Genomic DNA, 13,311 nt, shown 5'->3' with positions numbered 1-13,311 from the left:
CATGACCAGGCTCTTCCTCGTGCTCGCCGCCCTGCTGCTCGGGACCGCGACCCCGGCCGCCGCGGCGCCGGCCCCCGACGTCGACGGGTACGTCCGCGCCTACCTCGACCACACCGGCCTGCCCGGCGCCGCGGTCGCCGTCACCCACGGCGGCGACGTCGTCCGCGTCGCCGGTTACGGCCACGACGCGGCGGGCGCGCCGATCACCGCGTCGACCCGGCTGCCGATCGCGTCGCTGAGCAAGTCCATGACGGCGTTCGCGGTGCTGCAGCTCGCCGAGGCCGGCCGGATCGGGCTCGACGATCCGGTGACGCGTCATCTGCCGGAGTTCCGGCTCGCCGACCCGCGCGGCGCGCGGATCACCGTCCGGATGCTGCTGGACCAGACGTCCGGGATGGCCGACTCGGCGTTCCCCGACCTGAAGCTGCCGCAGCCGCACACCCTCGCCGGAGCCGTCGAGCGGCTGCGCGACGCGGGGCTCGCCGACGAGCCGGGTGCGAAGTTCCACTACCACAACCCGAACTACGAGGTGGCGGCCCGGATCGTCGAGGTCGTCGCCGGTCAGCCGTTTGCGGAGTACCTGCGGACCCGGCTGTTCGGGCCGCTCGGGATGACGTCGAGCAGCACCGTGGAGGAGCCGCCCGCGGACCTCTCACCGGGGTACGTGCGGGCGTTCGGGTTCGCGGTCCCGGTGACCGAGCCGGACTGGTTCACCGGCGGCAGCCACGGTGTGCTGAGCACCGCGGACGACCTGGCGCGGTGGCTGGTCGCCCAGCGCGACGGCAGTGGCGCGCTCTCGCCGTCGTCGGTCGCACTGGCGCACACCCCGGCGCCCGGCCGCGACTACGCGTTCGGCTGGGGGACCTACCGCCCGGGTCAGCTGTCCCACAACGGCGAGTGGTTCAGCCACACCGCCGCGCAGATCCTGCTGCCGGACGGCTACGGCATCGTGGTGCTCGCCACCACCGGGCTGGCCCTGGACAACGACGCCGACACGCTGGCGCAGGGCCTCGCCGCGCTGGTCCAGGGCGGTTCGCCGGAGCTCGCGCTGCCGGCCGGCGTGGTCGCGGACCGGGTGCTCGCCGGGCTGATGCTGCTTTCGCTGCTGCTCGCCGTGCTCGGTGTCGTCCACGCACGACGGTGGGCCGCCCGCCGCGGCGGCTGGGGGCCGGTGACGCTCCGGCTGCTGCCGTGCCTGCTGCCCGGTCTGGTCCTGGTGTTCCTGCCGGACCTGATGAGCGTCGTCTTCGCGGGCCGCCAGGGGACGTTCGGGCAGATCCTCCACGTCTGGCCGGGCGTCGTGGCCTGGCTCGGATTCGCCACGCTGTGCGCGTTAGTGGTGGTCATCGCGCGGGTACGCGCGGTCGTGAGTGGCACGACCCGGCCCCGACGGGAAGAATCGGGCGAAACGACGGGAGTGGTCGCGTGGGGATCGGCAAACAGGCGAAGCGGATCCTGATCACGGTCGCGGGGGTGATCCTGCTGGTGGTCGGGGTGGCGCTGCTCGTGCTGCCCGGCCCCGGCCTGCTGCTGGTGCTCGCCGGGCTGCTGCTGCTCGCGTCGGAGTTCCCGGCGCTCGAGCGGTACGTCGACCCGGTCCAGGAGCGGGCGATGAAGGCGGCCGAGGACAGCGTGTCCTCGCCGCTGCGGATCGCCGGCTCGGTGCTGGCCGGGCTGGCGCTGTTGGCTGCGGGGATCGTCTGGGGCACGGTGAAGTCGCTGCCGTTCGCCGGCTGGAGCACCGGGTCGAGCCTGATCCTGTCGTCGGTGATCCTGTTCGCGCTGCTGATCTGGAGCTATCGGCGGGTGAAGTCGCGCCGGGCGCAGACCGCGGCGACCGACCGGTAACCTCGGCGCCATGAGCGCCGGATTCCAGCGCGCCCGCCGGCCGGAGCAGATCGAGGCGCGGCGCACCGCGATCCTCGCCGCCGCGCGGGGGCTGCTGGCCGAGCGTCCGGTCGCCGACATCAGCCTGCGGGAGCTCAGCTGCCAGGTCGGACTCGCGAAGTCCAACGTGCTCCGGTACTTCGACAGCCGCGAGGCGGTTTTCCTCGAGGTCCTCGACGGCGAGTGGGCGGACTGGCTCGACGACCTGGCGGAGACCCTCGGCGGCCCGGAACCCGCGGACCCGGGCTTCGCGCGTGAGGAGCGTGTCGCCGGGGTGATCGCGACGACGCTCGCCTCGCGGCGGTTGCTGTGCGAGCTGGTCAGCGCGATGGCGCCGGTGCTGGAGCGCAACATCCCGGTGGAGTTCGCCCGCGACTTCAAGACCCGCGCGGCGGCGAACACCGAGCGGCTGGGCTCGCTCGTCCGGGTCCGGGTGCCGGAGCTGTCACCCGAGGGCGCTCGTCACTTCGCGCTCGGCGTGGTGGTCCTGGTGTCGGGGGCGTGGCCGTTCGCCAACCCGACCGAGGCGGTCGCGGTGGCGGCGGCCGAGCTGGGCGGGGCGCCGGCGTTCGCGACCGCGCTGGCCGAGGGCCTCACGAACCTGCTGGCCGGGCTGGTCGCGCGGCGGCGGTGATGTCGGTGTTCTCCAGGACGGGCTTCCGGTAGCCGTCCGCGGCCACCGCGATCATCGCGCGGCCGATGTCCTCGGTGGTGGTCACCATGCGCGGGAAGGCCCGCCGCAACACCGGGTACAGCGGCATCACGACGCGGTAGAGCGTGCGGTACAAGGTGGTCTTCGACGTGATCCCGTGCAGCGGCTGGATGTAGCCGGGGCGGAAGGCGAACGTCCGCAGCGGCAGCTTCGCAAGCGCGTTCTCCGTCGCGCCCTTGACCCGGGCCCAGCGGACGCGGCCGCGTTCGGTGCTGTCGGTGCCCTGGCCCGAGACGTACACGAACGTGGTGTTCTCGGGCAGCTTTCGGGCCACCGAAAGGGTGAGCTGGTAGGTGATCCGCTCGTACTCTTCCGGTGCGACCCCCACCGAAGACACGCCGAGGCAGAAGAAGCAGGCGTCGTAGCCGGTGATCGGCTCGAGCGCGAAGAGGTCCTTCTCGACGATCTCGGTCAGCTTCGGGTGGCCGGCGCCGACCGGCGACCGGCCGACCACCAGCACCGCCTCGACCCGCTCGTCGAGCAGGCACTCCCGCAGCACGCCTTGCCCGACCATGCCGGTCGCGCCGAACAGGATCACCCGCACGAGCCCACCTCAGTCCCCGGTCACCGGCAGCAGCCCGCGCTCACCGAAGACCTTCTTCGCCGTGAAGGTCGCGTTCAACGCCTTCGGGAATCCACAGTAGACGGCGGAGTGCAGGAGCGCCTCGACGATCTCGGCCGGCGTGAGCCCGACGTTGAGCGACGCGTTGACGTGCACCTCCAGCTGCGGCTCGCACCCGCCGAGCGCGGTGAGCATGCCGAGCGTGACGAGCTGCCGGTCGCGCGGCGCCAGCCCGGGCCGGGAGTAGATCTCGCCGAACCCCCACGACACGACGGCGTCGGCCAGCGCCGGAGAGATGTCGGCGAGGTTGTCGATGACACGTTGGCCGCTCTCGCCGTCGATCTCGGTCAGGGTCTTGAGGCCACGCTCGAAGCGATCTTCAGTCATGGCTTCGACGTTAAGGGCTGGAGCGCGCTCCAGGGCAAGCGGTGACGGCCACCGCGGCGGGCAGCCGCGGTGGCCGGCACGCGAACTGCGTCAGACGGCCTTCGTGCCGCGGACCGCCGTGGTTTCGTCCACCCAGAACGAGGTGTAGGACGGATCGGTGCGCTGCCCGGCCGCGTTGGCGCTCCAGGCCTGCACCGGCAGCACGTACTGCGTCCGGTCCGCCGGAACCGTGAACTCGAACGCCCCCGCGCCGTCGGCGTCCGGCTGGACCGTCGCCTCCGGACCGGAGTCCACGACGTAGCCGTACGACGCGAGACCCGGCTGCACCGGCGTCAGCGTGCAGTGGACCACCTGACCGGGCCGCAGGTTCCCGTTCACGTCACAGGTGAGCGGCGGAGCCGCGGAGCGGGCGGAATAGTAGTAGTACGAGGACGCCGAGACCGTCCCGTCGGCGAACGTCGTGGTCGCCTCCAGGAACTGCCAGCCGAGGGTGAGCGGCGTCAGGACGGCGCTCGCCGTCCCGTCCGGGCCCGCGGGCACGGTGACCGGGTTCGTGCCGCCGGGGCGGTAGGTGTAGCTCACCGCGCCCGGGACCGGCGAGGTGAACGTGAAGGTGCCCGGGGTGGTGACGTAGGAGCCTTCCGCGGCCTCCGGGTACTCCGCGCTCGCCATCGTGGGCCCGTTCGTGGCGGCCTGGACGTCGACCGCGTTCGTCCCGGACACCAGCCCGGCCGCCGTCGTCGTGCGTGCGTGGAACCAGTGCTGACCGGCGGTGTCCGGGACGACCGTGACCTGGGCGGTGCCGTCCGGTCCCACCGGGACCGTGGCGGCTGTGCCCGAGTCCCAGTCGTAGGTGAAGGAGGTGGAACCCGGCAGCGTCGCGTGCAGCGTGAAGACCGCGGGCCGGCCGACCATCAACCCGGCCGGCACGTCGACGGCGGGCAGGCCGCGGTCCATCGGGATCTGGCTGGTGGCACTGCCCGACAGGTTCCCGTTGGTCAGCCGCGCCCGCACGGCGACGTCGTAGCGCTTGGTGGCGTCGGTGGGCGTGACGGTGATCGTCGCGGTGCCGTCCGGTCCGGCGGGCACGGTGACCTCGGGTCCGTTGTCGATCTTGTAGAGGTACTCCGTGGCGGCGTCGCCCGGGTGCGGGCTGAACGTGCACCGGCGCGGCTCACCGAGGAACGCCTGCGGCGAGGCGCAGGTCATCGACGGGCCGTTGCGGTCCACCCAGAACCGGTAGTACGTGACGGGTGAGAAGTTGCCGCCCGCGTCGATGCCGTGCACCACCAGCCGGTTGATGCCGCTGGACCTGGGGGTGAACAGGTAGGTCGCCGTGCCGCCGGGCCGGTCGGCCTCGACGTAGACGGGCGGGACGGACTCGCCGACGGCGAAGCGGACGACGTCCGGGTCGCCCTGGGCGTCGAACGTGAACACGCCGGGTTCGCCGATGCCGCCCGCGGGGTGCTGCTCACCGGGGTAGTCGGCCGAAGTGACCAGGGGCCCGGTTGCCGGCGGGGTGAAGTCGGTGCTGAACCGGCAGGTCCCGCTCCACGGCCCGGTCGCCCGGTCGTCCGTCGCGCGGACCTGCCAGTCGTAGGTGACACCGTCGGCGAGCCGATCCTGGCCCAGGTCGAACCAGAACGGCTGACCCGTCAGGACGCCGAGGGGCTGCGTTTGCCGCTGATCGGGGTGGGCGACCGGCCACCACGCGAACTCCGCGTCGACGAAGGTGTCGTCCGGATCGTCCACGACGGCTTCGAGCCGCGTGTCACCCAGCCCGACGACCGGGTTTTCCGCGCAGGCGCGGCGGTCCGTGGACAGCTGGTGGGGGACGCCGGGCGCCTGGTTCTTTTCGGTGTTGATGGTCAGCTTCGGCAGGTGAGTGCGGCCGAAGCGCGGGTTGTGCTGCTGGCCGTCCGGCAGGCGCAGCACAACGGTCAGCGAGTCACGGCCGGCGTCGATCGCCTGCTGGAGCACCGTCGCGGGATCCCAGCCGAGGTAGTCCGACGGGCAGCCGTAGACGGTGCCCGGCCCGGAGATCCGGGCCAGCTCGGCGGGCTGCTTCTCCCACGTCGGCGGCTTCGTCACCGGTGCGGTCACCCAGAGCTCGGTGCCCCGCGCCGCCGAGCAGTCGGTGACCGCGGTTTCCCGGCCCCACAGCTGCGCGGACACGATCTTCGCGCCGCGCAGGCCGGTGAGGTCGAACGTGAAGTAGGATTTCGACACGTGCTTGCGGCCGTCCGGCGTGACGTGTGCCCCGACCGGCGCGTCACCGGCCGGGTTCACGAAGCTCGTCTTCGGCTGGGCCGAGTCGATGTAGGACCACGATGACGACTCGACGTACGTGCTGCCGGTCGCGGCGGCCGGGACGGCCGTCCCCGCGGCCAGCAGCGCGGTCGTCACGGCCAGGAGGCCCGCTCTCGCGAGCCGGGCCGATCTTGTGGAGCCCAACGGGCTCACCCCCTGTTTCCTCCCCTGAGCCGCCGGGGACGGCGGCTTCCGGTCCCTACACGCGCGAAGGCGGCGGACGGTTGGGGCGGGGGAACAAAAAATCCGGGGAGGCCGGAAAACCGGCCTCCCCGGATCCGGGAGTGCCTTACTTGCCGCTCGAATACAACGCGCTCACGTCCGCGTCGGACAACGCCCGGTCGTAGACGTGCACCTGGTCGACCGCCCCGTTGAGGTAGTCCACCGGGCCGCCGCCGTACTTGCCGCGGCCGATCACCGTGTGGCCCGTCGACGCGTCGCCGAGACAGACGCTCTTCGTCGCCGCCAGCTGGCCGTCCACGTACAGCTTCAGCGTTCCCGCAGCCGCGTCACGGACGCCGACGACGTGGTACCAGCGGTTCGCTTCCGGAGCCGTGGGCGCCAGGGCCCGCGTGCCGACGAAGCTCATCGCCAGTCGGTGGTCCTGGCCCGAGTACTGCAGGAAGAACGCGCTGGTGTTGTCGCCGTCCTGGCTCACCACGGTCTGGAAGCCGTCACCCACGGCGTTGAACTTCACCCACGCCGCCGCGCTGTAGCTGCCTTCGGTGTTCACCAGGGACGCGCCGGTGTCGGCGAACTGGCCGGAACCGTTGACGGCCAGGGCCGAACCGCTCTTGCCCTCGGTCCAGGACGCGCCGCCGACGAGCGTTGCGTCGTGGTCGCCGACCGCGTCCGCGGCCACCGTGCCCGTGTTCTCGTCGAACGGGTACGCCGCGATGCCGTCGATGCCCGGCGTTCCTGCGGGGACCGAAGGTCCGGAGGTGACCGGGGCGCCGGTGGCGCCCTTGATCACCGCGAGGTTCGCCGCGCGGACCGCCGCGAAGTCCATCTTCTTCACCTGCCGGTCGTAGGTGAAGAAGCCGTTGACCTCCTTCTCGACGTCGGTGGTCTGCGTGTAGACGCCGGCCGAGACGCCGCACCGCTGGGCGACCAGCAGCAGGCGCTGCTGGAGCTCGCCGTAGCGCCGGGTCAGCGTCGCGCTGTCGGGCTCCATCTCGTAGGCGAAGCTGCCCGCCGGGTCGAACTCGTGCCCGGCGACCTTGAGGCCGAGCCCGCCGTACTCGCCGTCGACGGCTGCACGCGTTCCGGTTTGCAACGGCGTTCCGGGACCGGTGTAGGTGTGGTCGTCGTAGATGTCACCCTTGCCGCTGTCCGGTTCGGACCGGCAGCAGTTGACGCCGGATTCGGCGTTCACCAGCCGCGACGGGTCCCAGGACTTGACCTCGTCGGCGATGCGGCCGACCTCGTAGTCGCCCCAGCCCTCGTTGAACGGCACCCACGTGACGATCGACGGGAAGCTGCGGTGCTGGTCGATCATCCGCTTCATCTCGGACTCGTAGTTGACGCGCGAGGCCGCCGACGGCTCGACGTCGTCCTTCATCGCCGGCATGTCCTGCCACACCATCAGCCCGAGCTTGTCGGCGTAGTAGTACCAGCGGTCCGGCTCGACCTTGATGTGCTTGCGCACCATGTTGAAACCGAGCGCCTTCTCCTGCTGCAGGTCGAACTTCAGCGCCGCGTCGGTCGGCGCGGTGTAGATGCCGTCCGGCCAGAAGCCCTGGTCGAGCGGGCCGACCTGCATGACGAACTTGCCGTTGAGCAGCATCCGCTGCTTGCCGTCGGCGGTCTTGCCGACGCTGATCGACCGGATGCCGAAGTACGAACCGACTTCGTCGCCGCCCGACAGCTTGACGCGCAGGTCGTACAGGAACGGGTCGTCCGGCGACCACAGGTGCGGCCGGTCCACCTTGAGCTTCAACGGCTTGTTCGCGTCCCCGCTGACCCGCCCGACCGGGCGGCCGTGGTCGTAGGCGACGGCTTCGACGCGCTGCTTCACCGGCCCGCCGACCACGGCGTTCACCGTGACCGACCCACTCGCGACGTCCGGGGTGATGTCGAGCCGGTCGATGTGCGCCGAGGCCACCGGCTCCATCCACACGGTCTGCCAGATGCCGGAGGACGGGGTGTAGAAGATGCCGTCACCGGGCTGGCGCTGCTTGCCGATCGGCTGCCCGCCCTGGTCGTTCGGGTCGGCGACACCGACGACGAGCTCCTGGGTCTTGGCGGTGGTCAGCGCGTCGGTGACGTCGACGGACCACGCGTCGTAGCCGCCGGTGTGGCGGCCGACGGTCTTGCCGTTGACGATGACCGTGGTGTCGTAGTCGACGGCCTGGAAGTGCAGCTGAAGCCGCTGACCCTTGCCGATCTGCCAGTTCTTGGGGACCTCGAATGTGTGGCGGTACCACATGTTCGTCTCGTGGCGCATGATTCCGGACAGCGCGGACTCGACCGGGTACGGCACGAGGATCCGCTCGCCGAGCGTCTTCCCGACCGGCGCGGCCTCACCCGGGGTCGCCTTGGCGAACTCCCAGACGCCGTTGAGGTTCTGCCACCTGTCGCGGGTCAGCTGTGGCCGCGGGTAGTCGGGGAGGGCGTTCGACGGCGAGACGTCCTTAGTCCACGGCGTGGACAGCGGGGGAGTCAGCCGCTGCCACTGTGGCGCGGGCGCGGCGCTCGCGGCGGGTGCGGTGCCGAGGCCGGCTACCGCGACGGCGAACGCCGCGACGGCGAACGCCGCGGCGGCGGTCAGCCATCTCCGGGATTTTCGGGCAGGGCGGAACATCGTTGAGACCTCCTGTGGGGGGACGGGGCTCAGCGGGTTCGGGAACGCGCCAGCAGGCGCTGGATCACCACGACGACGAGCAGGAAGGCCCCGCTCACCACCGTCTGGTAGTTGGAGTCGAGGGTGCCGATCTGGTTGATGACGTTCTGGATCAGCGTGCGCAGCAGCACGCCGACGAGGGTGCCGATGATCGTCCCGGCGCCGCCGGTGAGCAGCGTGCCGCCGATGACGACGACGGAGATCGCGTCGAGCTCGGTGCCGACGCCGATCACCGTGACGCCGGACTGCAGGTATGCGGCGGTGAGGACGCCGGCGAACCCGGCGAGCGCGCCGCTGAGGGTGTAGAGGCTGATCTTGGTGCGGGCCACCGGAAGGCCCATCAGCAGCGCGGACTGCTCGGCGCCGCCGATGGCGAACACCGACTGCCCGAACCGGGTGCGGCGCAGCAGCAACCCGCCGAGCGCGAACAGGACGAGCGTCAGGTACACCGGCACGCCGACGCCGAAGATCGTGCCCTGCCCGAGCCAGAGGAACGCCGAGCCCGGGTCCACTTTGTACGTCGTCGCGCCCTCGGACGTCAGTGCCAGCAGCAGGCCGCGGGCGAACAGCAGCGTCGCCAGCGTGACGATGAACGGCGCCAGCCCGGTGCGTGCGATGAGCAGGCCGTTGATCAGCCCGATCCCGGAGCACACGACCAGCGGCAGCAGGATCGCCACGAACAGCCCGTACTGCGCGCCGTACGCGGCGAGGACACCGCCGAGCGCGTAGTTCGAGCCGACCGACAGGTCGATGCCGCCGGAGATGATCACGAACGTCATGCCGAGCGCGATCACCGCGAGGAACGAACCCTGCAGCACCAGGCTGCGCAGGTTGTCCGCGGTGCCGAAGTGCGGGAACGCGAACCAGGAGGCGAAGATGCCGAGCACGAGCACGACGGCCGCGCCCTGGCGCTGCAGGACACCGGCGAACGCCGCGTTCCGGGCGTTCGTCTGGCTGGTGGTGGCCGTCATCGGCTGCTCCGCTCGCGCGCGACGTAGACCGCGACGACGATGATGGCCGCCTGGACCATCTGCGCGGTGGAGTCCGGCAGGTTGTGCTTGATCAGGGTGGCTTGCACGAGCTGCATGAGCAGCGCGCCGAACACGGTGCCGAGCACGCGGACCCGGCCGCCGGTCAGCGGCGTGCCGCCGACGACCACCGCGGTGATCGCGGACAGCTCCATGAGCAGGCCGACGTCACTCGGGTCGCTGGCGCCCAGCCGGGACGTCGCCAGCACGCCGGCCACCGCGGCCAGTGCCCCGGAGATCACGTAGACGCTGATGAGCACCCGCTTCACCGGCAGCCCGGCCAGGGTGCTCGCGGCGCGGTTGCCGCCGGTCGCGACCAGGTGCCGGCCGAACGTCGTGCGCTGCACGACCAGCCCGGCCAGCACCGCGAGCACCCCCGCGACGATGACCATGATCGGCACGCCGAGGAAGTCGCCGGTGCCCAGCTCCAGGAAGTCCTGGTTGCGGACCTGGACGAGCTGGCCGTGGGCGATCACGAGCGCGAGTCCCCGCCCGCCGACGAGCAACGCGAGGGTCGCGATGATCGGCTGGATCCCCAGGTACGCCACCAGGTAACCGCTGAACAGGCCCGAGACGATGCCCGCGATCACCGCGACGATGATCGCCATCAGCGGGCCCGCGCCGAGGTAGAGCGGGATGAGCGCGGCCGAGATCGCCATCACCGAGCCGACCGACAGGTCGATGCCCTCGGTGCCGATCACCAGCGCCATGCCGAGCGCGACGATGCAGACCGGCGCCGCCTGCACCAGCTGGGTGCGGAAGTTGGCCGCGGACAGGAAGTTCTCGGTGAACAGGACGTTGAACAGCAGCAGCACGACCACGGCCAGGTAGACGCCGTAGTTCTGCAGCCACGCGGTGACCTTCGCCCGGTCCGGTGCCCGGGTCAGGGTGGCGCTAGACATCGTTGTCACCCTCCGCTGCGATCGCCGTCAGGACGTTCTCCTCGGTGATGCGGTCGCCGGTCAGCTCGCCGACAACCGAGCCGTCACGCAGCACGACCACCCGGTCGGAGCCGTCGATCAGCTCTTCCAGCTCGGACGAGATGAGCAGCACGCCGAGGCCTTCCTGCGCGAGTTCGTCGATCAGCCCCTGCACTTCGGCCTTGGCGCCGACGTCGATGCCGCGCGTCGGCTCGTCGAGCAGCAGGATCTTCGGGCCGGTGGCGAGCCAGCGGGCGAGCAGCACCTTCTGCTGGTTGCCGCCCGACAGCTCGGACACCTTCTGCTCCGGGCTGGACGCCTTGATCCGCAGGCGTTCCATGAAGATCTTGACCACCTTGTCCTGCTTGGCCTTGCTGACCAGGCCGAACGGCGAGAGCGTCGGCAACGCGGCGAGCACGATGTTCTCGCGGACCGACAGGTTCGGGATGATCCCGTCGGTCTTGCGGTCCTCGGCCAGCAGCGCGATCCCGGCGCGCATGGCGGCGGCGATCTTGCCCTTCTTCAGCGGTTTCCCCGCGAGCAAAACACTTCCGCCGTCGAGGGGGAACGCGCCGACGATGGCCCGCGCGGTTTCGCTGCGGCCCGAGCCGAGCAGGCCGGCGAGGCCGACGACTTCGCCGGGCCGGATGCTCACCGAGACGTTGTGCAGCTTCCGCATGCCGGACAGGTTTTCCGCCTTGAGGAGCGGCTCGCGCTCGACGTCGTGTTCCTCGCCGAACGCCGTGACGCCCTCTTCGCGGATCTGTTTGATCTCCCGGCCGAGCATCTTCGACACGAGCTCGATGCGCGGCAGGTTCGCCAGCGGTCCACTGTGGACGACCCGGCCGTCGCGCAGCACGGTGACGCTGTCGCAGACCCGGTACAGCTCGTCCATCCGGTGGCTGACGTAGACGATCGCGATGCCCTCGGCGTGCAACCGGTTCAGCACCTCGAAGAGCGTCTCGACCTCGCGCGGCTCGAGTGACGACGTCGGCTCGTCCATGATGACGACCTTGGCGTCGGTCGAGACCGCGCGGGCGAGCGCGACCATCTGCTGCGCGCCGACGCCCAGGGAGTGCAGCGGGCGCTTGACGTCGTCGTTGATGCCGTAACCCTTGAGCAGCTCGCGGGCGTCGGCGTACATCTTGGACCAGTCGACGAGCCCCGCCTTGGTGCGCGGCTCGCGGCCGAGGAAGACGTTGCCGGCGATGCTCATCAGCGGGACGAGGTTGACCTCCTGGTAGATCGTGGAGATCCCGGCCCGCTGCGCGTCGATCGGCCGCTTGAACGTCACCGGCTCGCCGAGGTGGCGGACCTCGCCCTCGTCGGGCTGGTAGACGCCGGTGAGCACCTTGATCAGCGTGGACTTCCCGGCGCCGTTCTCGCCGACCAGCGCGTGCACCTCGCCCGGCCGCAGCGCGAAGCTGACGTCGTCGAGCGCGAGGGTGCCGGGGAACCGCTTGGTCACCCCGGCCACCTCGAGCACCGGTGCGGTCGTCATGGCGACGTCCTCCTCGGTGGCTGCCGTCATCAGTACGCGTTCCCGACCTTCTGGGAGGCGTTGGTCTCGTCGTACTGGTCGTCGGTGATCACGATGCTGGCCGGGATCGCCTCGCCGCTCTCGAACTTCTGCAGCGTCTGGAAGGCCAGCGGGCCGAAGCGCGGGTTGGACTCGATCACGGCGTTGTAGCTGCCGTCGGCGATGAGCTGCACGGCGTTGCGCGTGCCGTCGATCGAAACGACCTTGACGTCCTTGCCCGGCGTCTTGCCGGCGGTCTTCAGCGCGTTGACGGCGCCGACGCCCATTTCGTCGTTTTCGGCGTAGACGGCGGTGATGTCCGGGTGGCTCTGGATGAGCTGCTCCATCACGGCCTGGCCCTTGGAGCGGTCGAACTCGCCGGTCTGCTCGGCGACCACGGACAGGCCGGGGGTCTTGGCCAGCTCGTCCTTGAAGCCCGACGTGCGGTCGGTGGTCACGTTGTTGCCGGACGCGCCGAGCAGGATCGCGACCTTGCCGGTGCCGCCGGTGACCCGCGCCATCTCCTGCGCCGCGCGCTTGCCCTGCTCGACGAAGTTCGAGCCGATGAAGGTCAGGTAGTCGGTGCACGGCTGCGACGTCACCTTGCGGTCGATGGTGACGACCGGGACCTTCTTGGCCTTCGCCGCGTCGAGGGCGGGCTGGAGGCCGTCGGAGTTCAGCGGCGCGACGACGAGCAGCTGGGCGCCGCGGTCGAGCATCGACTTGATGTCGCTGATCTGCTTGTTCAGGTCGCTCTGGGCGTTGGTGACGAGCAGCTTGTCACCCGCGATGCCGAGCTTGGCGGCTTCGTCGCGAATGGACTGCGTCTCGGCGATCCGGAACGGGTTGGCTTCCTTTTCGGACTGGGAGAAACCCACCACGGCGGTCTTCAGGTCGACCTTGGCGTAGCCGGTCTTCTCGAGCGTGCAGCCGTCGGCGGACGGCGCGGCCGACTGGGCGCTCGCGGCGGGGCCGCCACCGCTGGACGGGGCGGCCGGGGTCTCTTCCCGGCTGGTGCAGGAGGTGAGGGTGAGCGCGGCGGCGGCCGCGGTGACCAGGACCAGGCGGGGACGGGTGGACAGCGGCACGGTGACTCCTCGGGCAGCGACGGTGGGGCCCGCTCACCGGGGTGATCGGAGTCACC

General features: G+C 70.9%; 11 protein-coding genes. 3 read left to right on the top strand and 8 right to left on the bottom strand.

Going from position 1 to position 13,311, the window contains the following annotated elements; translation table 11 throughout:
* Nucleotide 1 precedes the first annotated feature (1 nt).
* From ACIA5G_RS43075 to ACIA5G_RS43065, 3 genes are read left to right on the top strand one after another with little or no spacing between them, the layout of a single operon-like run.
* Nucleotides 2-1,459: a serine hydrolase domain-containing protein gene (locus ACIA5G_RS43075; protein WP_395934256.1), complete on the top strand. Its 1,458-nt coding sequence runs from the start codon at nucleotides 2-4 to the stop codon at nucleotides 1,457-1,459.
* On the top strand, nucleotides 1,426-1,848 hold the full coding sequence (locus tag ACIA5G_RS43070) for a PGPGW domain-containing protein (protein WP_395934254.1): 423 nt from the start codon (nucleotides 1,426-1,428) through the stop codon (nucleotides 1,846-1,848). The genes ACIA5G_RS43075 and ACIA5G_RS43070 overlap by 34 nt, the downstream gene beginning before the upstream one ends.
* A 10-nt stretch (nucleotides 1,849-1,858) precedes the next feature.
* On the top strand, nucleotides 1,859-2,521 hold the full coding sequence (locus tag ACIA5G_RS43065; RefSeq protein WP_395934252.1) for a TetR family transcriptional regulator: 663 nt from the start codon (nucleotides 1,859-1,861) through the stop codon (nucleotides 2,519-2,521).
* Here ACIA5G_RS43065 and ACIA5G_RS43060 read toward each other — a convergent pair.
* The 8 genes from ACIA5G_RS43060 to ACIA5G_RS43025 all read right to left on the bottom strand — a co-directional run bounded on the left by ACIA5G_RS43060 (nucleotide 2,481) and on the right by ACIA5G_RS43025 (nucleotide 13,255).
* Nucleotides 2,481-3,143 (bottom strand): epimerase, encoded by a 663-nt coding sequence (locus tag ACIA5G_RS43060; RefSeq protein ID WP_395934250.1) that lies wholly within the window; start codon nucleotides 3,141-3,143, stop codon nucleotides 2,481-2,483. The two genes, ACIA5G_RS43065 and ACIA5G_RS43060, sit on opposite strands and share 41 nt — an antisense overlap.
* 9 nt (nucleotides 3,144-3,152) lie before the next feature.
* On the bottom strand, nucleotides 3,153-3,548 hold the full coding sequence (locus ACIA5G_RS43055) for a carboxymuconolactone decarboxylase family protein (RefSeq protein ID WP_395934248.1): 396 nt from the start codon (nucleotides 3,546-3,548) through the stop codon (nucleotides 3,153-3,155).
* 90 nt (nucleotides 3,549-3,638) lie between these two features.
* Nucleotides 3,639-6,011: a hypothetical protein gene (locus ACIA5G_RS43050; protein ID WP_395934246.1), complete on the bottom strand. Its 2,373-nt coding sequence runs from the start codon at nucleotides 6,009-6,011 to the stop codon at nucleotides 3,639-3,641.
* 136 nt (nucleotides 6,012-6,147) lie between these two features.
* Nucleotides 6,148-8,661, bottom strand: coding sequence for a LamG-like jellyroll fold domain-containing protein (locus ACIA5G_RS43045; RefSeq protein WP_395934244.1), 2,514 nt, complete (start codon nucleotides 8,659-8,661; stop codon nucleotides 6,148-6,150).
* Between the two features lie 29 nt (nucleotides 8,662-8,690).
* Nucleotides 8,691-9,671 carry an ABC transporter permease gene (locus tag ACIA5G_RS43040; protein WP_395934242.1) on the bottom strand — a complete coding sequence of 327 codons (981 nt, stop codon included), beginning with the start codon at nucleotides 9,669-9,671 and terminating at the stop codon, nucleotides 8,691-8,693.
* Nucleotides 9,668-10,630 carry an ABC transporter permease gene (locus ACIA5G_RS43035; protein WP_395934240.1) on the bottom strand — a complete coding sequence of 321 codons (963 nt, stop codon included), beginning with the start codon at nucleotides 10,628-10,630 and terminating at the stop codon, nucleotides 9,668-9,670. The genes ACIA5G_RS43040 and ACIA5G_RS43035 overlap by 4 nt, the downstream gene beginning before the upstream one ends.
* Nucleotides 10,623-12,179, bottom strand: a complete 1,557-nt coding sequence (locus ACIA5G_RS43030) for a sugar ABC transporter ATP-binding protein (RefSeq protein WP_395934238.1) — start codon at nucleotides 12,177-12,179, stop codon at nucleotides 10,623-10,625. Before ACIA5G_RS43030 ends, ACIA5G_RS43035 begins: the two co-directional genes overlap by 8 nt.
* Complete coding sequence (locus ACIA5G_RS43025; protein ID WP_395934236.1) at nucleotides 12,179-13,255, bottom strand: ABC transporter substrate-binding protein; 1,077 nt, start codon at nucleotides 13,253-13,255, stop codon at nucleotides 12,179-12,181. Before ACIA5G_RS43025 ends, ACIA5G_RS43030 begins: the two co-directional genes overlap by 1 nt.
* Between the last annotated feature and the right edge of the window lie 56 nt (nucleotides 13,256-13,311).

Source organism: Amycolatopsis sp. NPDC051758, from assembly GCF_044453095.1.
GTDB lineage: Bacteria > Actinomycetota > Actinomycetes > Mycobacteriales > Pseudonocardiaceae > Amycolatopsis.
This window is presented reverse-complemented; position numbering and strand designations above follow the sequence as displayed.

What these genes read in the sequence shown, in the direction of transcription:
- ACIA5G_RS43045 (WP_395934244.1), bottom strand. Translation starts at nt 8,661, where the DNA reads ATGTTCCGCCCTGCCCGAAAATCCCGGAGATGGCTGACCGCCGCCGCG.
- ACIA5G_RS43030 (WP_395934238.1), bottom strand. Translation starts at nt 12,179, where the DNA reads ATGACGGCAGCCACCGAGGAGGACGTCGCCATGACGACCGCACCGGTG.
- ACIA5G_RS43040 (WP_395934242.1), bottom strand. Translation starts at nt 9,671, where the DNA reads ATGACGGCCACCACCAGCCAGACGAACGCCCGGAACGCGGCGTTCGCC.
- ACIA5G_RS43035 (WP_395934240.1), bottom strand. Translation starts at nt 10,630, where the DNA reads ATGTCTAGCGCCACCCTGACCCGGGCACCGGACCGGGCGAAGGTCACC.
- ACIA5G_RS43055 (WP_395934248.1), bottom strand. Translation starts at nt 3,548, where the DNA reads ATGACTGAAGATCGCTTCGAGCGTGGCCTCAAGACCCTGACCGAGATC.
- ACIA5G_RS43075 (WP_395934256.1), top strand. Translation starts at nt 2, where the DNA reads ATGACCAGGCTCTTCCTCGTGCTCGCCGCCCTGCTGCTCGGGACCGCG.
- ACIA5G_RS43065 (WP_395934252.1), top strand. Translation starts at nt 1,859, where the DNA reads ATGAGCGCCGGATTCCAGCGCGCCCGCCGGCCGGAGCAGATCGAGGCG.